Origin of the sequence: Arthrobacter sp. 'calajunan', from assembly GCF_046940185.1 — a bacterium.
Taxonomy (GTDB): Bacteria; Actinomycetota; Actinomycetes; order Actinomycetales; family Micrococcaceae; genus Glutamicibacter; species Glutamicibacter soli.
Map to the genome: position 1 here is coordinate 423,211 of NZ_JBKZDY010000001.1, position 23,408 is coordinate 446,618.

Annotated in this window: 15 protein-coding genes and 1 pseudogene; 10 read left to right on the top strand and 6 right to left on the bottom strand. The window is 58.0% G+C overall.

Features of this window, described 5'->3' with window-relative positions; all coding sequences use genetic code 11:
• Positions 1–212: 212 nt before the first annotated feature.
• Positions 213–1,658, top strand: a complete 1,446-nt coding sequence (locus tag RF641_RS01885) for an integrase core domain-containing protein (RefSeq protein WP_424572341.1) — start codon at positions 213–215, stop codon at positions 1,656–1,658.
• 212 nt (positions 1,659–1,870) lie between these two features.
• Here RF641_RS01885 and RF641_RS01890 read toward each other — a convergent pair.
• The 4 genes and pseudogenes from RF641_RS01890 to RF641_RS01905 all read right to left on the bottom strand — a co-directional run.
• Positions 1,871–2,059: pseudogene (locus RF641_RS01890) on the bottom strand (IS481-like element ISAar27 family transposase); the annotation flags it as partial.
• Between the two features lie 713 nt (positions 2,060–2,772).
• Positions 2,773–5,382 carry a heparinase II/III domain-containing protein gene (locus RF641_RS01895; protein WP_424572342.1) on the bottom strand — a complete coding sequence of 870 codons (2,610 nt, stop codon included), beginning with the start codon at positions 5,380–5,382 and terminating at the stop codon, positions 2,773–2,775.
• A complete protein-coding gene (locus tag RF641_RS01900) occupies positions 5,382–6,122 on the bottom strand; it encodes a DUF6270 domain-containing protein (protein WP_424572343.1) in 741 nt (246 codons plus the stop codon). The genes RF641_RS01895 and RF641_RS01900 overlap by 1 nt, the downstream gene beginning before the upstream one ends.
• Positions 6,123–6,314: 192 nt before the next feature.
• The gene (locus RF641_RS01905; RefSeq protein ID WP_424572344.1) at positions 6,315–7,253 is read right to left on the bottom strand and encodes a serine hydrolase domain-containing protein; all 939 of its coding nucleotides are present in this window, start codon (positions 7,251–7,253) and stop codon (positions 6,315–6,317) included.
• A gap of 44 nt (positions 7,254–7,297) precedes the next feature.
• Here RF641_RS01905 and smc point away from each other — a divergent pair, with 44 nt between their 5' ends.
• Complete coding sequence (gene smc, locus RF641_RS01910) at positions 7,298–10,873, top strand: chromosome segregation protein SMC (protein ID WP_424572345.1); 3,576 nt, start codon at positions 7,298–7,300, stop codon at positions 10,871–10,873.
• A 98-nt stretch (positions 10,874–10,971) separates the two neighbouring features.
• On the opposite strand, the gene RF641_RS01915 is transcribed toward smc, so the two are convergent.
• Positions 10,972–12,216: an MFS transporter gene (locus RF641_RS01915; protein WP_424572346.1), complete on the bottom strand. Its 1,245-nt coding sequence runs from the start codon at positions 12,214–12,216 to the stop codon at positions 10,972–10,974.
• A gap of 168 nt (positions 12,217–12,384) precedes the next feature.
• Here RF641_RS01915 and ftsY point away from each other — a divergent pair, with 168 nt between their 5' ends.
• Together ftsY and RF641_RS01925 are read left to right on the top strand one after the other, a co-directional pair.
• On the top strand, positions 12,385–13,575 hold the full coding sequence (gene ftsY, locus RF641_RS01920; protein ID WP_424572347.1) for a signal recognition particle-docking protein FtsY: 1,191 nt from the start codon (positions 12,385–12,387) through the stop codon (positions 13,573–13,575).
• A 132-nt stretch (positions 13,576–13,707) separates the two neighbouring features.
• The gene (locus RF641_RS01925; protein ID WP_424572348.1) at positions 13,708–15,840 is read left to right on the top strand and encodes an acyltransferase family protein; all 2,133 of its coding nucleotides are present in this window, start codon (positions 13,708–13,710) and stop codon (positions 15,838–15,840) included.
• A gap of 27 nt (positions 15,841–15,867) precedes the next feature.
• Here RF641_RS01925 and RF641_RS01930 read toward each other — a convergent pair whose 3' ends face one another.
• Positions 15,868–16,518, bottom strand: a complete 651-nt coding sequence (locus tag RF641_RS01930; protein WP_424572349.1) for a DNA-3-methyladenine glycosylase — start codon at positions 16,516–16,518, stop codon at positions 15,868–15,870.
• Between the two features lie 108 nt (positions 16,519–16,626).
• Between RF641_RS01930 and RF641_RS01935 the strand changes: the two genes are divergently transcribed.
• The 6 genes from RF641_RS01935 (at position 16,627) to RF641_RS01960 (ending at position 23,408) form a co-directional block, all read left to right on the top strand.
• Positions 16,627–16,836 carry a hypothetical protein gene (locus RF641_RS01935; RefSeq protein ID WP_424572350.1) on the top strand — a complete coding sequence of 70 codons (210 nt, stop codon included), beginning with the start codon at positions 16,627–16,629 and terminating at the stop codon, positions 16,834–16,836.
• Between the two features lie 72 nt (positions 16,837–16,908).
• The gene (locus RF641_RS01940; RefSeq protein ID WP_424572351.1) at positions 16,909–17,223 is read left to right on the top strand and encodes a hypothetical protein; all 315 of its coding nucleotides are present in this window, start codon (positions 16,909–16,911) and stop codon (positions 17,221–17,223) included.
• Positions 17,224–17,490: 267 nt separating this feature from the next.
• Entirely contained in the window at positions 17,491–18,711 is a 1,221-nt protein-coding gene (locus RF641_RS01945) for an ammonium transporter (RefSeq protein ID WP_424572352.1), read from the top strand.
• Positions 18,712–18,953: 242 nt separating this feature from the next.
• A complete protein-coding gene (locus RF641_RS01950) occupies positions 18,954–20,465 on the top strand; it encodes a peptidoglycan DD-metalloendopeptidase family protein (RefSeq protein WP_424572353.1) in 1,512 nt (503 codons plus the stop codon).
• Between the two features lie 167 nt (positions 20,466–20,632).
• The gene (gene ffh / locus RF641_RS01955) at positions 20,633–22,195 is read left to right on the top strand and encodes a signal recognition particle protein (protein WP_424572354.1); all 1,563 of its coding nucleotides are present in this window, start codon (positions 20,633–20,635) and stop codon (positions 22,193–22,195) included.
• Positions 22,182–23,408 (top strand): hypothetical protein, encoded by a 1,227-nt coding sequence (locus RF641_RS01960; protein ID WP_424572355.1) that lies wholly within the window; start codon positions 22,182–22,184, stop codon positions 23,406–23,408. Before ffh ends, RF641_RS01960 begins: the two co-directional genes overlap by 14 nt.

A 23,408-nucleotide genomic window follows, 5' to 3' on the forward strand; every position in this document is an offset into this window, starting at 1 on the left:
TTTCGACGGCCACGACATCGGTGTCGTGGGTGTCAGGATCATCTTGCCGTCGAATCCGCCTAAGCGCTATCCGATCGTTACAACAGTGCTATCCGATACGCGCACTGTCCTGTCTCATCACTTTGTGGACACACGATCTCATAACTTCGTGGACATGATGTCTCACCTCTTCGTGGACATTTACAACGTGACTTTCTGGCACGCTCAATTGCATGCCTAACGCACTTTCTCCACGCCTGCGCGCGATGATCATCAGCTACGATCCGACACAGCCCGAGGCCCTGACCATCAGCGAATTCTGCAAGACCCAGAAAATCTCGCGCAGCATCTTCTACCGCATCCGCGAACGAGCCACCCAAGAATCAGCCGGCGCGCTCCACCCGCGTTCCAGAGCCCCAAGGCAACCTTCCAGACGCTATGGTCCCGCAGTGATCAACGAACTGGTCAGGATCCGTAAAGAACTCAAAAAAGACGGTTGGGACTACGGACCGAAAACCATCCACTACGAAGCAACTATCCAGGATGATTTTCCTGGCGGACAAATCCCATCCGTAGCGACCATTGCCAGGTTGCTGGCCAGTGTCGGTCATGTTGAACGCAGCCCGCGCAAGCGCCCTAAATCCTCCTACGTCCCCTTCGTACGCTCCACCGCTATGGCCCTATGGCAACTCGACGCATTCGAGTTCAAAACGCTCTCCGATCAGGTGGTGACCGTCTACCAGCTCATCGATGATGCGACGCGATTCGATGTGGGTTCCAGCGCGTACGCACGGCACGAGAACAGCGGCGATGCGCAACAGGTGCTCACCCACGCCATCAATGAATACGGCCCTCCCAAGGAAGTCCTCAGCGATAATTCCAAGGCGTTCAACCAGCTTCGCGGTGGAACCATCGGCATCGTGGAAGCCTATCTAGCTTCTCAAGGAAGCATGCCGATCACAGGACTACCGGGCAGGCCGACGACTCAGGGCAAGAATGAACGCTCGCACCAGACCCTTCAACGGTTCCTCAAAGCCAACAAACCCCACAATCTTGCTGACGTGCAGAGACTGCTCCGCCGTTACCGCGAGCATTACAACCAGCGCCGCCCACATCAGTCCTTGAATCAGACAACCCCGCAGAAAGCTTGGGAGCTGCTGGAGCACACACCGGCCACCGAGCCCATACCGATGGTGGTGCTGGAAGCCAAGGCAGCTGAGTACCTGATGAAGCGCCGCGTCGGCAGCTCGGCGGTGAATCGCGCTGACCTTGTCGTTTCGAAAACCGGGGACATCTTGGAGAAGCTCACGGAGCAGCCCGAGCCTGCCATGGATCGGGAAAGCCATCAGTTACTGGTTCGGGTCGATAGAGACAACTGCCAAGCGTATTATCGGGGCAAGCAGATCTCACTGCCTCAGACCTATGCCGACCGACAGTTCCTGAGAACCATCACCGCCAACGAATTCATCTTGTCGGACCCCGATACCGCAGAAGTCGTGTTGAGCTTCCCGTTGCCTCTGGTGGCATTGCGTGTTCATCAGCGGTTTGTGGCCTCGTACTCGATCAGAGGAATTCACCTGGCGCACCCAACCAAGCAGTGGAGCCGGAAGGCCGCCGAATACCAGGCCCAGTACGAAGCGCGGGAAGAAGACATGCCAGAGGTCTTTGATTACCGGTAGTCAGCCGTTGCCGGCGGCTCCCGAATGGGCACCGCCGGTAGCTGTGTACAAAGTCATGAGATCGGTTGTCCACGAAGCCATGAGATTCAGTGTCCACGATGTTGCGAGATTACACATCCGATACGCGCACAGGTGCTACCAAATACCTCTGCTAAACAGCGGATTTTCACGAGCTCGTTGATGACTGCTGGCCCGTATTTTCTCGCTGGTCATTTGGGGGCTCTGGACTCTGGGTGCAGTGCTGCCGCCGATTCTCGGGCTGCCCGTCGACGCAGACGGTAGAAAATGCTGCGGAAGATTTTCTGGGTTTTACAGAATTCGCTGACGGTGAGGGCATCTGGCTGTGTGGGGTCGAAATTGATGATCATCGCGCGTACGCGTGGTGAGAGAACGCTGGGCATAGACATGACGGTGCCAGAAAGTTTGGTTCGGATCTGTCCACGAAGTGGTGAGACATCGTGTGCACGATCTCATGAGATCGTGTGTCCACAAAGTGCTGAGACAGGGCATACAAAGTCATGAGATCGGTTGTCCACGAAGTCATGAGATTCAGTGTCCACGATGTTGCGAGATTACACACCAGGTCGCCGGAACATCACTACCAAGAGGCCCTATTTGGCACCGATAATGAATTTGTCACGTTTAATTATCAAATTGGTCGTCGACTGGAATGGGCCTGCCGGTCTTCTTGCTACCTGTCAGCTATGTGTTGATTCATCGTGTAAGCGATGTTGTGAGTCATGGTGTAAACGATGTGCGGAGAGAGGACATACCAACTAGCCGGACTCGTGGTACCGACTAAACGTATTTGGCATTCACACCAGGTCGTCGGAACGACACTACCCAGTGACGCTATTTAGCAAATACCCATGCGATTGCTGATCCTGCCCCGGGCTGCCGGGCAGGATCAGGATTGCAGACACACCTTTTGGCCTATAGCCCTGGTCACCTTTTCTTGCTAATGACAGAAATTCGTCATGAAACCTCTGGGCCAAGCAATGCGGTCACAGGTCAGAAGGCTCATGACGGGACCTGAAAAACACGTAAGAGTCTATTCGTATCGAGCGTTCATTCAAACAGCTAAATACGATAATGATAATCTACATTTTCACAGTTAGAGCCTTTCGATTCTAATATTTGGAATTTTTGTTGAAAAGTCATCAGCAGAAGGAACTTCCACAAAAATGGATGTGGAATCAGTGGTAAGGACAAAATTACTCTTGCACCGAGGGCTCAATGGTAACGCAACGTTACTATTGGTATCCGATAATGCAATTTTTTTAACATCGTTGAAACTCACCAATGTGGCGACCCTCGTTGACCGACCAAAGTGCTCGACCTTGAGTAGATGTGCTGGAAAAATCTCTCCGTGCTTCGTGCTTCGCCAACCCATCAAGGGATCCGATTCGCCGAAAGCGGTCGAAATTTTACATGCTCCAGAAGAGAGAATGTCGAAGTTAAGCACATGCTCGCGAGACGGGGAAGCAATTGATAGCCGTTCGCCATCGCTTGAAACTACTGAGTCATTTGCTAATTGCCAGTGCTGAGTAAAGAGTTCGTTATTTAGACCGGTCAAATCGTCAATAATTAGCAGAGACTTTTCGTTTCTTAAATGAAGAACAGATCGAACCCAAATAGAAGAAGTTGGAAGAACTTTAGAAATCACAGTCCAGTCCATTTGTTCTTGAGTATGTGAGTTAATTAGATTTGTATTTGTTGTATCACATTCTTCCGTGTTACCCTCAATAATAGTTGAGTGCGCCGCGGGGGAATTCAAATACAAGGATTCTGCGGAGTTATCGTAGCGATAGCGTCCACTTTCGAATAAATACTCCGCGTTGCCTCGGCTTAGCGTGATTGCACCAGAATCTCGTTGTCCATGAGGCGTTTCTGAGTAGGACGCGCCATGCCGTAATGAGTAATGGATTCCATCAGCAAAATCTTGAGGGCTCCAGCCGCTACGCCCAAAGGTATACCCAGCTCCATATGACCTATACACGTCATCTGGACTGTCACCAGTTACACCTCTTGACCCTGCCCATTCAAGTTGCGGACTGTTTAGCGAGTTGCTCGCGGGCATTCTGTCGCTCTCACCGTACTGAACGTAGAAACCGGAAGTATTAGTTGCATGGGCTAAGAACTCAGGCATCATTTGCAGCTTTTGACGAAATGGGGGTAAATCACCCGTCACTAACGTTATGTGATTACTTGCTTCAGAATACCATCGGAAATTATTTATTTGGTATTGCAAAGCTCCCTCGTAATCAACGCCCTCGTCGTCGACACATTCATCGAACAAACTTGTGATCTTTGAAACGGCGCGCGATATCCAGTCATCACGGGAAAAATATCCGGCGGAAATGAGGAGGCCTATCATTGCGTGAAGTGTATGATTGCCCTTACGATCCTGGAACTTATCGTCGCTCAGGTATAGAGCATGTTTATAGAAAAGTAGTTCGAGCCATTCTTCAGTGCCTATTGTATGAATTGCGGCCGCGATAATCTTAACTCGAATACCAGTCGCCATGTCATACCAAGAATATGGTGTATGTCGTCCTGACAAAATGTGGAATCGATGCCAAGACAGTATGATTTGTCGAAACTTCTCGAGATACTCAACTTTTCCAGTCTTCAAAAAAGCTCGACGAAGTGGATCGATCCAACTTAGCGAGTGAAATACAAATCTCCAGTTGTTATCTTTATAAGGGTCCATCGACCAGTCAATTGAATTCGAAACACCCACATCTGGTCTGCTGGCAATGACTATTTTGCCTTGCAGCAGACGGTTTGCAACCAACAAGTCATCGTTTCTTGGAGCTGTCGTTGATCCTATAAGGTGACTAGCCAAGTTAGAATTATTTGAAGTGCGAGTTTGATAGGGAACTCGCTGAGTCTCTACACTAAAGTACTCGTCAACTGAACTTCGGCCGCGAAAGAGTGTGTGCAATACGGAGGAATAAACCCACTCGGGGGGAACGACATGTCCAACGCCCCAGTCGCCAGTAATTGTTACAAGTTCATTAACATTATTTTCCACAAATGGCTTATAGTGAGAAGTGTAATAGTATTTATCTTGTTTGTTTTGAATGTATACTATTCTACTTCCGTTCGGATATGAGTACGCCAGGGGCATTGATTTGTCGATATCAGAGAATTCATTCTTGCCTCCCCGTCCTATCGCAAGAAATTCTGCAAATGTAGTTGGTTGCGTCTCGAGTTCCGTTCTAGGATTTATTACGACGATGGTAGCTTCCGGAATTTGTCGGCCGATGTTTAGGGCTGCATAGCCGCCGGCTGAAGATCCGAAAAGTATCAGATTTTCGTAGCCAAACTTCATTTTTAGAGTTTTTATGAGCGAGACAATCATTTTGCTGGTCGGCATCCGCTGCGTCCCAAGGTGCCATGAAGTTTTTAGCCCTTCTGGTGCCGCTTGTGCTGCATCTGCAAATGCCAACCAGTCTACCGAGTCGGATTGCCCCAGTTTCTTTGCGGAGAATATTGGGTACGATGTTTTGTCTGCGCCAGCAGCGGCTGAGAAAGAAATGAATAAAGTTTTACTTCCTTTTTTCTCAAAAATAAAATCAAAATATCTATTATTTAAATGCAAGGTGTGAAGCCCTGAGTCCATCGAAGAACTAATTAATTCTTTAAAGGTTTCATATCTATGCGATTTATATGAAGAGTATTTTCTTGTATCGCGCTTTCGTGGAATTGGAGATTTCATCAGTTAATGCTTTCAAATGAAGTAAGGCTATTTTCAATAGCATCCGCAATCCAACGGTATGCCGAATCGGTGTAGTGGTAGGGAGCAATTCCCCATTGGTGATGCTTAGTCGTCAAACTTAATGATTCTGGCATATACACTACTTTTAGACCAAGGCCTTCGAGAAACCCTGCACACCTAATTATATATCTGGACATAAGCGATGTTCGAATGCCTCTGAAAAGTGGAACATTTTCCCCACTCTCGGCTTCTTCGGCCCACGGTGTATAGACTACTAGGGTTCGTTCTAGTATGTTGTATTCTTCCAAGAAAGCTACAAAAGTTCTAGCGCTTTCGGACCATAGCTTCCAGTGCTTGTCTGATCCAATCTCAATTAGTGTTGGGAGCGTTTTGAGATTTTTTAACCATCCAGACGCGACAAGTTCTACCGAGTGTGTTGCGTACATCGTCGAAGTTAGTTTGTCGACTCCCAGTCTTTCGTCAGTCAGGTCTACGACCAGTATGTCAATTTCTTTGTGATTATTTATAATCTCGCTACGTAAATTTGATTTTAAGTCACCAGCAACCATTCGACGTTGGAAAGATGAGTCTAATTTAATGTTTATGGAGGCCTTTACCGGATTCGTGAAGGCGCTTACTAAACTTTGTCTTGCAATGTATTTGACCAATGTGTGTTTTTCGCTGAGAGACTTGAATGCATCTCTTGATACACAGCTTCCATATATAAAAATTCTCGACATTTAACTACAAAGTCTCTCTTTGGGTGATATTAATGTATTTGAGGTCTTGAGTTTAAAATTATTCGACTATTTGCTACTCGCTGAAGCGTTATTATATGATTTCAATGTATTTTGATGGATTGACACTTTCTCGATCCTTGAAAGTCTTGACTAAATGAGTAAGAACTTGAATATTCAATTAAATAAATGTATCTATTTTTTGAATTGTGGAGTACTAAAATATTCAAATATAGACTCGTTGAAATTAGGCCAAGCTTTTACTGCCCATTTCCCGAATACTCTGTCGGTAAGTGTCGCGCAAGCCACCTTGAGATTCGGGTCGATCCAGAGGAATGTCCCTGATTGACCGAAATGCCCAAAGGTCTTCGCATCTTGACTGGGGCCTGTCCAGTGCGGATTCTTCGAAGAACGAAGCTCGAATCCCAAACCCCAGTCATTCGGGTTCTGCCGTCCATATCCGGGCAGGATGCCAGCCAAGCCCTCGAAATGGACCCGGGTTGCATCGGACAGGGTCTCTGGAGAAACGAGTGTCGGGTTCAGGAGCTCGGCCGCGAACTTAGCAAGATCCGCCGCGCTGGACCGACCATCCTTTGCGCAGCTTCCCGCGATTTTGGTGGAATTCATGCCGAGCGGAGCGAAAACCGCCTCCTGCGCGTAGTCGGCAAAGTTGATTTCTGTTTCCTGCTGCAGGTGTTCGGCCAATTTTTCGAAACCGTAGTTGGAGTACCCGCGTTTGGCGCCCACCGCGAAACGGATGACATCTGAATCGAAGTCGTACCCGGCGGTATGAGCCAGCAAGTGGTGGACGGTAGATCCTTCAGGCCCGGCAGGATCTTCCAGGTTGATCGCTCCTTCTTCCAAGGCAATCAGAAATGCATACGAGCTCAGCAACTTGGTGACCGAAGCCAAGGCATAGACCTTGTCAAGGTCGCCATGCTGGCCAGCAATTGAACCCAGCCCATCGATGACAACAGACACTGCGTTGTCCACCGGCCAGTTTTCGATCTCTGATAAGACGTCCACGAAATGATCTACCCCTCGTTTTTTGCTGAGCTCAAGGGCGAGCAGAAACCGGTATTCACTGAGTCGTTTCGATAGAATCATCTCGGAGAACATGGTCTGCGCGTCCATGCCTAACACTATCGATATCGGGCCGAACTTAGGAATTTCACGCTGTGCATCTGAAGACTCTTACCGTTCGCGGATTCAAGTCTTTTGCATCGGCGACCACTTTTGAGTTCGAACCTGGCGTTACGGCTGTTGTCGGACCCAACGGTTCGGGCAAGTCCAACGTCGTTGATGCCCTGTCATGGGTCATGGGGGAGCAGGGGGCCAAAACGCTGCGCGGCGGCAAGATGGAAGATGTCATCTTCGCCGGAACGTCAGGGCGTCCGCCGCTGGGACGTGCCCATGTCTCACTCACCATCGACAACACCGATGGACAGCTTCCCATTGACTACACCGAAGTGACCATTTCGCGAACCCTGTTCCGTGCAGGCGGCTCCGAATACGCAATCAACGGAAGTTCGTGCAGGTTGCTGGACATCCAAGAACTCCTGTCCGACTCGGGGCTGGGCCGTGAAATGCATGTCATCGTCGGCCAAGGCCAGCTGGACAGAATCCTCCATGCCACAGCCGAAGACCGCCGGGGCTTCATCGAGGAAGCCGCCGGGGTGCTCAAGCACCGGCGGCGCAAGGAAAAGACCCTGCGCAAGTTGCAGGCCATGCAGGGCAACATGGACCGGTTGGAAGACCTGAACTCCGAGGTCCGCCGGCAACTGGCGCCCCTGGGCCGCCAGGCGAAGATTGCCCGCCGAGCGCAGACCGTCCAGTCGGACGTGCGTGATGCCAGGGCTCGCCTGCTGGCCGATGACCTGGTGTCGCTGAACAACAAGCTTGCCCAGGACATCAGCGACGAATCCAAGATCCAGGCACAGCAGCAGGACGTCACCTCGCGGCTTGAGCGCGTCCGCCGCCAGGTCTCCGAACTTTCCGAGCGGAGCGAGATTCTCACGCCCCGGCTCGCCCTGATGCAGGAGACCTGGGTTGCGCTCACCACGCAGGCCGAGCGTTTTCGCTCGCTGACCGCGTTGGCGCGCGAACGGGGAAAACTGCTTGAAAGCAATCAAACGCATTTCGATTCGAGCCGTGATCCGGAACGGCTTGAAGCCCAAGCGGAGCGATTGAGCGAGGAACTCGAGGAGCTTGTCGAGGCAGTCGAAGACCGCCACGAAATCCTGGCCGAAGCCATCGAAGCCAAAGAGCAGGCCGAAGAACAATCGCGTGCAGAACAGCAGCGCATGGCCGCCATGCTGCGCGCGGCCGCTGACCGTCGCGAGGGAATGTCACGGCTTGCCTCGCAGGTGGCATCGGCACGCAGCCGCGTAGATGTGACGCGCGCGGAGATCTCCAGACTGCGGGACAACGTCCAGTCCTTTGATGCGGATCTTGCGGCAGACGCGCGCTCGCACGAATCGGTCAGCACCGAACTCGACGAACAGCTCGCCGGCGAGCACCAGCTCAACAACCTGTTTGAAAAAGCAGAAGCTTCCTTCACCCGCTTAGCCGAAGAGCAGAACCGGGATAGCCGGCGCCAGCAGGAACTGTCGGTCCGGATTTCCGGCCTCCGCGCGCGACTGGACGCCCTGAAGCTGAATTCGAAGCCGGATGACCGTTCCGCTCAGTTGCTCGAACGATCTCCGGACGTGCTCGCCGGGCGGCTGGGGGAGCTGCTGACGGTCACCGAGGGTTATGAGCAGGCCGTCGCCGCAATCCTGCGCGACTGCGCGGAACACCTGGTGGCGGGGCGCTCCGCCGACGCGATCGCATTGGTCAGGCAACTGGCGGATGACCAGTCCGCCAACGCATCCTTTGTCCATGCAGATGTCCCGATGGCGTCCACCCCCGACCTTGGCGAGCTGGCCATTGCGGCACGGGACATCGTGAGTTCTGCCGACGAGTTCTCGAGTCTCCTGGACAATATCTTCGCCCACCACTACGTCGTCACTGACTTCGATGCCGCTCAGCAGATTTTCGAAGCGCACCCGGAAGCCAAACTCACGACCTTTGAAGGCGTGACTTTTTCCAGGCTTTGCAGTTCCATTGGAGATTCAGCCGGAGCCTCGCTGATCGCCCAGCAAGCGTTGGTCGAGCAGACGTCAGCGGAGTTGGGCCAGGCCCAGGAGGAACTAGCGCAACTGGAAATCGAACTGGCGCGGCGTGCACCGGTGCTGTCCGATGCAGAGCATGCCAGGGATGAAGCCTTGAGGCAGCTGGCCGAATCCGATGCGGCAATCGAGGAATTGTCCAACTACCTGGCCCGTCTGGGCCACAAGCTTCGTTCGGCGCAATCCGAGAAGAAATCCTTGCAATCCAGGCTTGACGCTGCCATTGAAAAACTTGAAATTGAACAAGAATCCTACGAGGAAATCAGCGAGCGCATGGACATGGCGTCGACCGATTCCGAGGATGAGCCCGTCGACGAGGCGACACGGGCCGCATTGGCGGACGCCGCGGCAGCTGCACGGCAGCAAGAACTTGAGGCCAGGCTTGCGCTGCGAAGCAGCGAAGAGCGGGTGACCGCGTTGCGCTCCCGGGTCGAGGGCCTGCGCCGCACCGCTGCCGCCGAACGCACCCATCGGGAAGTGGCGCTGAATCGCGCCGCCGAGCGCAAGGCGCAAGCTGCGAAGGCCCAGCGTGTGGAACAGGCTTCCGAACGCGTGCTTCGATTCATTGAATTGTCATTGACGATGGCCGGCCAGCAACGGGACGAGCTTTCGGTCAGGAAATCCGAACTTGAAGAACTGCTGGCGAGCAATCGGACCGAGGCTGAGCAGCTCGCAGCCGAACTTTCCCGGCTGGCCGATGCGGTGCATCGTGACGAAATACTCCGCGCCGAGTTGCGTATCAAGATCGAGAATCTGGAAACGAAATCCCGGGAGGAACTCGGGTACACCCCCGACCACCTGATCGCGAATTTCGGTCCTGATCAATTGATTCCCGAGACGTCAGACCCCGATGACAAGTGGGCCGAGCTTCGAGTTAATGTGGACGAAGACGGCAATGCGGTCGGCACGAAACCCTTCGACCGCGCCGAACAGGAAAAACGGCTCAAGAAAGCTGAACGTGATCTTGCCGCACTGGGCAAGGTCAACCCGCTGGCGCTGGAGGAATTCGCGGCCTTGGAGGAACGGCACAAATTTCTTGCCGGACAGCTTGAAGATCTGAAGAAGTCGCGAGGCGACCTGCAACAGATCATCAAGGACGTGGATTCACATGTGGAGCGAGTCTTCACCGAGGCGTACAACGACACCGCGGTGCAGTTCAAGAGGATCTTCGACAGGCTGTTCCCCGGGGGCGAAGGGCAGCTGGTCCTGACAGATCCCGAGAACATGCTCACGACCGGTATCGAGGTTGAAGCCCGTCCGGCAGGCAAGAAGATCAAGCGGCTGTCTCTGCTATCAGGTGGCGAACGCTCGCTGACCGCAGTGGCGCTTCTGGTGGCGATCTTCAAAGCCCGTCCTTCGCCGTTCTACGTCATGGACGAGGTCGAAGCCGCGCTCGATGATGTGAATCTGGGACGGCTCATCACGATCTTCGAGGAGCTTCGTGAATCTTCGCAGCTGATCGTGATCACGCACCAGAAGAAGACGATGGAAGTCGCTGATGCCTTGTACGGAGTGACAATGCGCGGGGATGGCGTCTCCACGGTGATCAGCCAGAAAATGGACCGTTCTATTTCGAGTGGGTAAGCAGCAGCTGCCTAAGTTGCTGGAAAGTTTCGTCAGTAGGTCCCATAACACTGCCAACGCTCTGCATCACGCACAGCCTGCCCGTGGCGGATTGCGGCTCAGAGTTGTTGATTATCGGTTCGTACTGGATTGCTCGCTCTCGGCACCAAGAACCATGCGATGAGGCCTATCACGCCTACTACAGCAGAAATGCCAAAGGCCAACTGATAGCTCCAGAAGTCAGCCATGGCACCGGCAATCAGCGGCCCGATAATAGAACCCAAGTCGGTGCACATTTGAAAACCAGCAAGTGCTTTGCCTCCGTTGCGACCTGAACCAATGACATCCGCAACCGAGGCTTGCTGGGCCGGGCCCAGCGTTCCCGCACCGAATCCGGCGATCGCCGAACAGATAATGAAGCCAGCAAAAGAGGTAAAGATCCCCATCGCGCCGATGCTGACAATGAGCACGCTCATGCCCAGCAGCACAGGAACCTTCCTGCCGATGCGGTCGGTGAGCCTGCCGGCGAACAACAGAGCGCAGCCGTTGCCCACTGCAAAGATGGCAAGAGAGATCCCGGCGACGGACTGGCCTTGTACTTGGCCGAAAACTGCAAGGGCGAACAGCGGGATCATGCTGTTTCGAACGCCGAAGGCCAGCCATCCGTAACTGAAGCCTGAAAACAGGGCTGCCCGGTAGGTTGTGGATCCCATGGCCTGGCGCATGGTGACGACTTCGATCGACTGTCCATCTGCAGCAGGATTGTTGGCTTGCTCGTCAAGGTCGCGGCGGCGGCCCAACGCCATGTAGACGACTGCCGCGGCAATCACCAAAGCCACGCCGTAAATCACGAATGGCAAGCGCATGCCGAGCGGGGCCAAGACTGTTCCAAGGACAGGCCCCGCCACATTGCCAAGCAGGAATGATCCGGCGTACAGGCCAGAAATTCTTCCCCTCGACTCGTCGGGAGAAAGCCTGGCAATCAGTGCCATCGCTGAAATGGTGAACATCGTAGATCCGAAGCCACCCAAGCCTCGGGCCAGCAGAAGCTGCGTGTAATCCTGTACCGCGGCACAGAGCAATGTGGAGACCGCGACCAGCAGTACGCCAGTGACATAGATGCGAGGTTCACCCAGTTTCCCCACAAGTACGCCAGCTACCGGTGCAAAGATCAACCGGGTGAACGCGAAGATGCTGACAATGACAGTTGCCGCCGCAGCTCCCACATCGAAACTCACCGCGTACTGGGGGAGGATCGGTGCGATCAAGCCGAATCCCAAAGCAATGATGAATGCCGCAACCAGCAGCACTCGAATTTCGGCAGGAATGGGCGGACGAGCCGGTGCCTTCTGTGTAAATGCCATAGTCATTGCCGCGATGTCAGGGCCCTGCCTGAGGCGGTCAGCCTTTCTGTCAAGAATTAGGGGTCCGGGGACCACAAGCCATTCTATGCCCTTCCACCCGAGCCTGCCGGATGGACGAATTTGCCTCTGAAAACGGCAAAACGCCGAAGATATGAGACGATTTAGAGCGTGACCGATTCGCTATTACTTACCATCATCATTGTCGCGGTCGTTGTAGTGGTGGGCATTGTTGCCACCGCCTTCGTAGCCAAGGGCCGCAAGCCTAGGACTCCATACACAACTGAGCGCGACGCTGACGACGTTCCCAGCGCCACCGTTGCTGGAGGCGAAACTGACACCCTTGAAGGCTCAGTCGCCACCACGGATGGCACAGATGCGCCGGTTGGCGTCGTCGAGCCTGAGGCTCCCGTTGCCCCAGCCCTAGACGTACCTGAACCTGTCCAAGGTCGTCTAGCCCGTCTGCGCGCACGACTGACCAAGTCCAACAACATGTTCTCCAAGGGCCTTCTGGCCCTGCTTAGCCAGGACTCCATCGATGAGGACGTCTGGGACGAGATCGAAGAAACCCTGCTGCTGGCGGACCTCGGTACCGAACCAACCCTGGAACTCGTCGACGCACTGCGCGAACGGGTCAAGGTCGAGGGCAGTCGAGACCCGCAACGGGTCAAGGCAATGCTTCGCGAAGAACTCCTCAAGCTCGTTGATCCGAGCCTGGACCGCACGTACCTCCCGGAGCCTCATCCGGACCGTCCGAGCATCATCATGGTGGTGGGCGTGAACGGCGTCGGCAAGACGACGACCATCGGCAAGATGGCACGCGTGCTGGTCGCGGAGGACAAGGACGTGCTCCTCGGCGCGGCGGATACCTTCCGCGCGGCGGCGGCGGAGCAGCTTGCAACCTGGGGCGACCGCGTTGGCGTGCCGACCGTTCGCTCGGAAATTGACGGTGCAGACCCAGCTTCGGTTGCTTTCGAAGCCGTGTCGGCTGGAATCGACCAACAAGTCGACATCGTCATGATCGATACTGCCGGCCGCCTGCAGAACAAGATTGGCCTGATGGACGAGCTGGGCAAGATCAAGCGGGTTGTCGAAAAGAAGGCAACTGTTGACGAAGTCCTGCTGGTCCTCGACGCGACGACTGGCCAGAACGGTCTTTCGCAGGCCAAGGTGTTCTCCGAAGTCGTGGATGTCTCCGGCATCGTGTTGACCAAGCTGGACGGCACTGCCAAGGGCGGCATCGTGGTAGCGATCCAGCGCCAGCTCGGCGTTCCGGTCAAGCTGGTCGGACTGGGCGAAGGCCCGGATGATCTGGCTCCATTCGATCCCGAGGCGTTCGTCGACGCTTTGCTTGAGGGCTAGTCGCGGTTTCTGGCCAGTTGCTCCTGGATGTTCCAGGAGCAGCTGGCCAGTGGCATGTCCAGCAACATGCCGGTGGCGGAAGCCCGAAGAAGTTTGAACTACCGTAGATAATCAGGGGAGAATGTTCCACCAGTGAGCAGCGTGCAACCTATTGCCGGATTGTCAGCACCAGGTCGAAAAAAGTCGGTATTCCGTGCCGATATACAGGGCTTGCGAGCTCTGGCAGTGGGAGTCGTGGTCATCTACCACTTCTGGCCCAAGGTCCTTCCCGGGGGTTTTATTGGCGTTGACGTTTTCTTCGTGATTTCCGGTTTTCTCATCACATCGCACCTGTTGACCAAGCCACCACGAAGGATACGGGATGTCGGCCAATTCTGGATGCGCCGCGTCAAGCGGCTTCTCCCTGCGTCATTTCTGGTGATTCTCGTCAGCCTGCTTGGCGTGTGGCTTCTCGCGCCTGAAACACTCTGGCAAGACTGGGGTCTCCAAGCCATAGCCTCCACGTTCTACTTCCAGAACTGGTTCCTCGCAACCTCAAAGGTTAACTATCTAGCCGAAGCGGACGCGCCGAGTCCCTTCCAGCACTTCTGGTCGCTGTCTACCGAGGAACAGTTCTACCTCGTGTGGCCGATCCTCATTGGTTTGCTCGTGCTGCTGGCCATCCGCTGGGGAAAGAAAACCCAGCCGGTTACTCTTACCGGCATTGCCTTCATTTTTGCGACGTCGCTGGGATATTCGGTGTACGCTACCGCTACGGATTCAGGCGTCGCCTATTTCTCTACCTTCACCCGTGGATGGGAATTCGCTGCCGGCGCTTTGATAGCTGCCTTCGGTTCACGTGCCCATGCTCCGAAATCAGACGTATTGAGCGCAGTTGCCGCCTGGGTTGGACTGGGTGCGATTGTAATTAGTGCGCTGACCTTCACAGGCGAAATGCCGTTCCCAGGTGCTCTCGCACTTCTTCCAGTCGCTGGTACAGCACTGCTCATACTTGCGCATGCCAAACATTCTGCATCGCCTAAGTCACTGCTCGGCAACAAAGTCTTGCGCCTCGTGGGTGATAATTCGTATGCGATTTATCTGTGGCATTGGCCCCTTCTAATTCTCTTGCCGTATACGGTGAACGATTTTGGAACCATGGTTAAGCTACTGACTTTGACTGTGACTGTGACACTGGCGGTATGGACCCAGATGTTTGTGGAAACTAAGTTCCGCACTTTCCTTGATATATCAAAGAGCATGTCAGCACCCAGATTCCTGGTCCTTGGCTCTGCTGTTCTGTCGATCATTGCCGGAGGGCTCTACACGACCAGCGGTCAGGTCATGAAGGATTCCATGGATATCAGCGCTTCGATTCAGCGCGTAGAAGAATCGCTTGGTCGAGATTGTGTAGGTCCCAATGCGCTCACTGAAAAATGTCCCAATGGCGGAGGAGTCGGCGAGCAATTCGAGTCTTTGGCACCCGCCCCCATGGCAGCAAAATACGATAGGCCTAAAGTTTACGCCGATGATTGTTTAGCTAGTGAAGGGGAAAACTTCGCGGATAGACCGATTTGTCGGTATGGGGAGGGGGACCTGAAAGTCGCCTTGGTGGGAAATTCCCACGCCGTTCAGTGGTTCCCGGCTGTCGAATCAATGGCCGAGCGCCACGGATGGTCGTTGGACACATATCTCATCAGCCGATGCGCCGTTAATGGCACACGCCAAATGTTCGAAAATGAGGGGAAGACTGAGGGGTGCGCAGACTACGAACCGTGGGTTTTGGATCAGCTGAGCGCACAAGGCTATGACCTCATCATCGCATCAAGCCGTCAGTCATTGCCCTCAGAAGGGTACAGTTCTGAAACCGGAATGGATGCTTCCCGTAGAGCATTCAGCGCAACGTTAGATTCGTGGACACGAACTGGAGCGGAAGTCGTCGTAATCGCCGACACCCCCTTTCCAGGGGCGACCCTGGACAACGTTCCGGACTGTGCAGCGGACAATATCGAGCAACTGTCCAAATGTAGTGGAAGCATAAAAGACTGGTTACCCTCCGATCCACTCGCTGACGCTGCGAAGTCGAGCGCTGATGATCGCGTCAAGCTGGTAGACATGAACGACTACCTATGTAGTGAAGAAACTTGCTATGGAATCATCGGTGGAATGATTGCATTCTGGGACCACTCGCACTTGAGCAATACCTACGCGCATGCACTGAGCCCGATGCTGGAGCAAAAGCTACAAAGTAAACTATCCAATCCTGACCTTTTCGTGTCCGATTAGAGTACGCCTCGCTCGTGGCAACTAGATTCAAGCCCGTGGCGCATTGCGCCCGGGCTTGAATGCTGACACGGTCTTGTTCCCCGGAATCCAGAATCTCCACGGGAATTCCGGGCCGCCGGCGATGCCCGCGACGCCCACGCGCGGTCCACAGGCGATGGCATCCGGAACCCCGATGGGTTCCTCCACGATGAACGGCGCCGCGAGAAGATCCAGGCCGTCGTGCTGCGGACGGGTGATGCCCAACGCCGTGGCCAGGTTTCCCGGGCCTCGCGCCAGGTCGCGCTCCACGAGTGTCGCAGGGTTGGTTCCTTCAGGCCGCTTGTGCAGTCTGCGTTCCCTGGCGAGCTGAAGCCCCTCGATGATCTCCCCGGAGCGAACCAGAACACCGGAGGCAATGCCGGCAGGCGAGCACACCAGATTCAGCGCGAAGTGCATTCCGTAACTGAAATAGACGTAGGCATGCCCCGGATCCAGGAACATGGAGGCGTTGCGCGGCGTCTTGCGGTCCTTGGAGTGGCTTCCCGGGTCATAACGCCCGCTGCTTCCCAAACCCATATAGGCTTCGACTTCGGTGAGGCGCAGGCGAACTGTACCTTCGGGGCTGTCTAGGCCGAGCACCGCACCAAGGAGCCGGGGCGCAACCTCGACCGCATCCGCGGCGAAGAACTGACGATCCATGCTTCCAGTATTGCAGTGCGAACCGATTTTTTCGGCAATTTCTGCCTAAACGAGTAGGGCCTGACGACAGGAAGTTTCGGGGTACACGCACTTGAACGATTGGGGATCATGGTGAAGAAAATCGCGTTTTCTGCTGCCGCAGCAGTTTCGGCCAGCTTCGGCGCGTCCGCCGAAGTTCATGAGGCCGTGCAGGTTTCGGCTGCTGCGGTGACCATTGAGAAGCCGGAGCTAGAGACCCACCTGCCCGACAGCATAGCCACGCTGACGGTGACCCAGGCCCAGGCCGATGATCTGAGCAGCGCAAATAACGAACGCTAAGGAGACGAAAAGGAAGCCAAGACGAAGGCCAACAAGGCCAAGAAGATTACCGGCCGTGAGCTGGCGCAGATCGTGAAGAAGCCGGACTCCTACCTGGACATGAACGTAATCATCTACGCCCGCGTCACGCAGTTCGACTCGGCGACCGGTCCGTGCACCTTCCGCGCCAACGTCAGCCATGCACAGGTCGGCAAGTACGACTACGAGCACAACACGATTTTCAACGCCGGCGACGGCCTGACCAACTGCGACATCTTGGACGACGTCGTGGCCGAGGACATCGTCATGGTCACCGCAACGGTGACGGGCTCGCTGACCTACGATACCCAGGTCGGCGGGTCGACCACCGTGCCCGAAATGCAGGTCGTGAAGATCACCCGCCTGTAGCGCACAGCAATTCACCGCACCACCGCGGCAGCCGTCCACCGGCTGCCGCGGTTTTTGCTTTGGTGCGTTTTTCGAAATACTCCGGTAACACGGCGGGAAAGAGACCGTTACGCACGGGCCCGGTTTGTCACACATTCGAAACCAGCGGTGGAGGCAGGCGAAACATCGCTGGCCAAGAATTATGTATCGAGACGAACGCCGAGTAATCCGGTTAAGTCACAGAATTATTCACCGATACACCAAATACCGTGAGGGGATGTGGACTAGATGGAGCTGGATGTCGCCAGTCTTTGGATCTTGATCGCCGCAGCACTCGTTCTACTGATGACCCCGGCCCTGGGGCTGTTCTACGGGGGAATGACCCGTGCCACCGGCGTCGTCAACATGATGCTCATGAGCTTCTCCGCAGCGGCCATCACCGCAATCGTCTGGGTGCTGTGGGGGTACTCAGTTTCCGCCGGCGAACCGGCCATCGCCGGAATCATCGGCAACCCGATCAGCGACTTCGCCCTGCACGCCACCCCCGAGTCGGGCCTGCTGGCGGCGGGCTTCGCCGGAACCTTCGCGATGATTTCCGTGGCCATCATCTCCGGAGCCATCGCCGACCGTTCGCGCTTCGCCCCGTGGCTGATGTTCGTGCCCCTGTGGGTCACCTTGGTGTACGCGCCGGTCGCCTTCTGGGTCTGGGGCGGCGGCATGCTCTCCGCCGACGGGTTCCTGGGCAAGATCTTCGGCGAAGCCATCGACTTCGCCGGCGGCGCCGTGGTCCACACCAATGCCGGCGTGGCAGCGCTGGTCCTGGCCCTCAGGCTCGGCCAGCGCCACAACTTCCACGACCGCCCGCAGCCGCACAACACTCCGCTGGTCATGCTCGGGGCAGGACTGCTGTGGTTCGGCTGGTTCGGATTCAACGCCGGCGCCGCCACCACCATCGAGCAGGCCGGACTGATCTGGGTCAACACCCTGGCCGCTCCGGGTGCCGCGGTGCTGGGCTGGATCATGGTGGAGAAGCTGCGCGGAGCTCGCCCGAGCTCGCTGGGCGTCGCTTCCGGCCTGGTCTCCGGCCTGGTGGCCATCACCCCGTCCTGCGCGGACATCGCACCGTGGGCCGCAATGCTGCTCGGCGTCCTGGCCGGCGCAGGCTCGGCCTGGGCCGTGAACCTCAAGTGGAAGCTGGGCTACGACGACTCACTCGACGTGGTGGGTGTGCACCTGGTTTCCGGCATCATCGGCACCCTGTTCCTCGGATTCTTCGCCATGCCGACCGCCGAAAGCGCTGGCGGCCTGTTCTACGGCGGCGGAACCGGCCAGCTGGTTGCGCAGTTCATGGCGCTGCTGGTGGTGATCGTGTTCTCCGCGGCCATGACCTGGGTGATCGCCACGGTCATCGAGAAGATCAGCCCATGGCGCGTCCCGGCAGAGATTGAAATTGCCGGCATCGACGCCACCGAGCACAACGAAAGCGGGTACCAGCTGATGACCAAGTAGCCGCGGTGGGCTGGTGATTCACCGGCACAACTGCACAGGGGCAGGGCTCCGGGACACCGGAACCCGGACGGAACCGCCGGTGGGCCAAGCAGCCACCGGCGGTTCAGTTTGTTGGAAAAACCCTGGAGATCAGGCCCCGCCGCGTCGTTGGGGCAATCAGGCCCGGAAAACTCTGGCTATGCGGGCCCAGACTCGATACGCTGGGAGCCACTTTGGATTTGCAGTTTGGGGACTGGCAAATTATGAAAAGGCGTCATCAGGTAAACCACGAGCCGGCCATTCCGGGCAGACCGCGCGAGAGAAAGCGCGCCCTGTACGGGGCGGCCAGCCTAGTGCTGGCACTGGGAATCTCCAGCACGCTTGCCACACCGCTGATTGCGGGCCCGGATCATTCGCGTGCCGTGGGCATGGAAGCCTCGTCCGGGGCGCTGATGGATTGGGACATCAGCTCCGATGCAGTCTACGTCGACCCGTATGCCCCGCTGGCGGTATTCGGCGGCGCCGGCCAGCTCCTGGACATCGGCGGGCGCCCGTCCTCCATGATGAAGAACGCGCAGCGTCCCGGCGCTATCGCCGGGCAGCAGGAACAGCTGGTCGGCGGCACCCAAGGCTCCGCGGCGCGGATCAGCGCAGAAAACGCCTCCACCTTGCTGGTCGGAGAGGTAGGGCAGATCGGCCAGCTTCCCGGCGGGCTGGAACTCATGCCACCGGTCAAGACCCGGCGGATCTCCAGCCCCTACGGCTGGCGCGCAAATCCCACCGGCCCGGGCAACCAGATCCACATCGGCCAGGACTATCCCATTGCCTGCGGATCCCCGGTGTACGCCAGCGAGGACGGCATCGTCACGGTGTCCTCCTGGGCCGGGCACTCGGGCAAGCGCATCACCATCGACCACGGGCACAACGTGCAGACCGGCTACAGCCACAATTCGGTGCTCATCGCCGCGGTGGGGCAGCGGGTCAAGCGCGGGGAGCTGATTGCCCGCGCCGGCACCACCGGCAACTCCACCGGCTGCCACGTGCACTTCGAGGTCATTATCAACGGCCGCTGGCACGATCCGCGCAACTACCTGCCGCTGAACCCCGGACAGGCCCAGGCCATGGTCGACTCCCGCCGGCTGACGGTCAGCGCCAACAGCGCACCCAAGGACAGCAAGCCCTCGGCGCCCGCGAAGGAACAGCGCCCGGCCAAGGACGTCAACGACAACCCGGATGTCGTGGTGCCCGAGGACGACACCCCGATGGTTCCCAAGCCGAGCCCCTCGTCGACCCACAAGGCCCCGTCCACGGACAAACCTTCCACGGACAAACCGTCCAAGGACACGCCGAAGGCCAGCGACAAGCCTTCGGCCAGCCCCACGCCGAAGCCCACCAGGTCCGCCAAGCCGAGCAAACCGGCCAAGCCGACCAAGCCGGCGAAGCCCACCGAAACGGCGACACCCGATGCGACGGGGAAGCCGACGCAGCCGGCCACGCCGCCGGGCAGCGTGAAGCCCACCGAATCGGCTGCGCCGACCGTCCCTGCTACGCCTCCGGCCGGGCAGGAGGGCACCCCGACGCGCTCCACCAAGGCGCCGAGGACGCCGAAGGCCCCGGTGCCGGACTCCAAGCCGGCCCGCGAGCCGAGCGAGGCCGCGGGCAGCAGCGCCGCGGCTGAACCTCCCGCCGCCACGACGGCCAAGGTCATGGAGCCCGTCGCCGCGGTGCAACCGAAATTAGACGCGGCCACTGCCGGCCGCGTGGACGGGGAATAAGCCCGGCCCGCGGGCTACGGCGGTTCGGAGCGCCGGAAATCCGAGATCACACGATGTTGGGTGCGCCGCCGGTTAGCCATGGGGCGGATTGTTGATATTCTTGGTAGTCGAGTCCTGTGCGATTTTGTTTGCGCACCACAAGACCTATCGAAAGAAGTGCCCGGCACGTGTTTAATTCACTTTCCGATCGCCTGACAGCAACCTTCAAGAACCTGCGCGGCAAGGGCCGCCTGTCCGAGGCAGACATCGACGGTACCGTCCGCGAAATCCGTCGCGCCCTGCTGGACGCTGACGTTGCCGTCCCGGTGGTCCGCGCCTTCGTGGCCCAGGTGAAGGAACGCGCGCTCGGCATCGAGGTTTCCGAGTCGCTGAACCCGGGCCAGCAGGTCGTCAAGATCGTCAACGAGGAGCTCGTGGCGATCCTGGGCGGCGAAACCCGCCGGCTGAACCTGGCCAAGAACCCTCCGACGGTCATCATGCTCGCCGGCCTGCAGGGCGCCGGCAAGACCACCCTGGCCGGCAAGCTGGCCAAGCACCTGAAGTCCGAGGGCCACACCCCGATGCTGGTGGCCTGCGACCTGCAGCGCCCGAACGCGGTCAAGCAGCTGCAGATCAACGGCGAACGCGCCGGCGTGCCGGTCTATGCACCGCACCCGGGCGTCTCCTCAGAATTCGACACCCCGACCGGCGATCCGGTGGCGGTGGCCCGCGACGGCGTGGCCGAGGCCAAGGCCAAGCTGCACGACATCGTCATTGTCGATACCGCCGGCCGCCTGGGCGTGGACACCGAGATGATGGCCCAGGCCGCGAACATCCGCGCCGCCATCGACCCGGATGAAGTGCTCTTCGTCATCGACGCCATGATCGGCCAGGACGCGGTCAACACCGCCCAGGCCTTCCACGAGGGCGTGGACTTCACCGGCGTGGTGCTCTCCAAGCTGGACGGCGACGCCCGCGGCGGCGCCGCCTTGTCGGTGGCCTCGGTGACCGGCAAGCCGGTCATGTTCGCCTCCACCGGCGAGAACCTGGACGACTTCGAGGTCTTCCACCCGGACCGCATGGCCAGCCGCATCCTGGACATGGGCGACGTGCTCACCCTGATCGAGCAGGCCGAGAAGAACTGGGACAAGGGCGAAGCCGAGCGGATGGCGAAGAAGTTCGCCGACCAGGAAGACTTCACCCTGGACGACTTCCTCGCCCAGATGGCCCAGATCAAGAAGATGGGCTCCATGAAGAAGCTGCTGGGCATGATGCCCGGCGCGCAGATCTCCCGCCAGCAGCTGGAGCAGTTCGACGAACGCCAGATCGACCGCGTGGAGGCCATCGTCCGCTCGATGACCCCGCACGAGCGTGTGGCCCCGAAGATCATCAACGGCTCGCGCCGCGCACGCATCGCCAAGGGTTCGGGTGTCGCCGTCTCCGAGGTCAACCAGATGCTTGAGCGCTTCGCCGAAGCCCAGAAGATGATGAAGAAGATGGCCGCCGGCGGCGGCATCCCGGGCATGCCGGGTGCCGGCAAGGGCGCCGCCCGCAAGGCGAAGGCCAAGGGCAAGGGCAAGAAGCAGGTCAAGTACGGCAACCCTGCCAAGGCCGCGCAGGCCCAGCTGGAATCCCAGCAGAAGAAGGCCTCCGCGCCGTCCGGCGCCGCCTTCGGCCAGGGTGCCCAGGACTTCGACCCGTCGAGCCTGAACCTGCCGGCAGGCTTCGAGAAGTACCTTGGCAAGAAGTAGCCACGAGTCGCCACAGGGCGGCGTCCAGTCCGAAACGCTGGTCGCCGCCCTGACTCTTATCTTCGAGGACACCGAAGGCCTGGATGCCGAAGGCGCGGTGCGCCGCGTCCTGGCGGAGCGCGAGGTCCTGGCGCTGGTCTCCGAGCCGGCGCCGTGGAACGGGCTGGTGCTCATCGAGGTTGGCATCGCGGTCAACCTGGAGGGGCTGATCCTGCTGGCCGCCGCCGACGGGAGCATCCGGCTGGGGCAGCAGGTGGAGGACTTCGCGCTGGCGCTGAAGTTCGGCACCGGCGCCCTGTACGCGGACCAGGACGACGTCGAGGCCCAAAGCGGGGAACCGATCCAGGATGCCCGCCTCGAAGAGATGCCCGCAGGGCGCACGCTGCTGGCCGGGGCGCTGACCGAGCCGGACCTGCAGCTGCTGGCCGCCGCCTCCAAAACCGCGTGGCACCTGCTGCTTCCCGAGGATCCGCAGCGCACCGCCGTCGCGGTGCACGACGGCTTCCTGATCGGCGGCTATCTCGACGGCGACCAGTATCCTGCCATCATGCTCAGCCGCACCGGCCCGCGCTACACCGCCAGCTTCTGGTTCCCGAAACAGAGCTCCAAGCTGGGCGGGGAACCTGCCTGGGTGCACATCTGGCCGGTAGCCGCCAGCCCTGCGGTGCAGCACGCGGCCGGCACCGACGCCCGGGAGCAGCTGCAGGTGCTTGAAACCCACTACTTGGCCCCCGACCCCGAGGAACTGGACGAGCTGAGCACCATGAAGGTCTCGGCGCAGGACATCGAGATCCTGAGACGCGTGCTCACCGGCACCGGCGGCCCGCAGGCCGCGCAGCAGGTGCTCGCGGCCTTCGGCCACGACCCCGAGTCCGCGCGGTACCTGCAGGAGGCCGGCGTGCCGGCCGGCTCGACGCCGATTGAACCGATGGGCCTGGGCAAGGCCATGGGCCGGGCCATGGCGATGGAAGCGCGCAAGAGCAGCGCCGCCCCGCGCTGGTTCAATGCGATGTCCTGGAAACCCGGCCTGCAGCTGGCCTGGGGCGTGATCGAGGCGCTGGTCTTCTCGCTGATGCTCGCCGGCACCGAATGGGACCGCCCCTGGGCTCCGGCCTGGCTGGTGGTCCTCATCCTGGCGGTCGGCTACGTGGACGCCGCCGGGAACCTGGTGTTCGGCGCGGTGCGCTGGATCCGGGGCCGGCGCCGGCGCTAG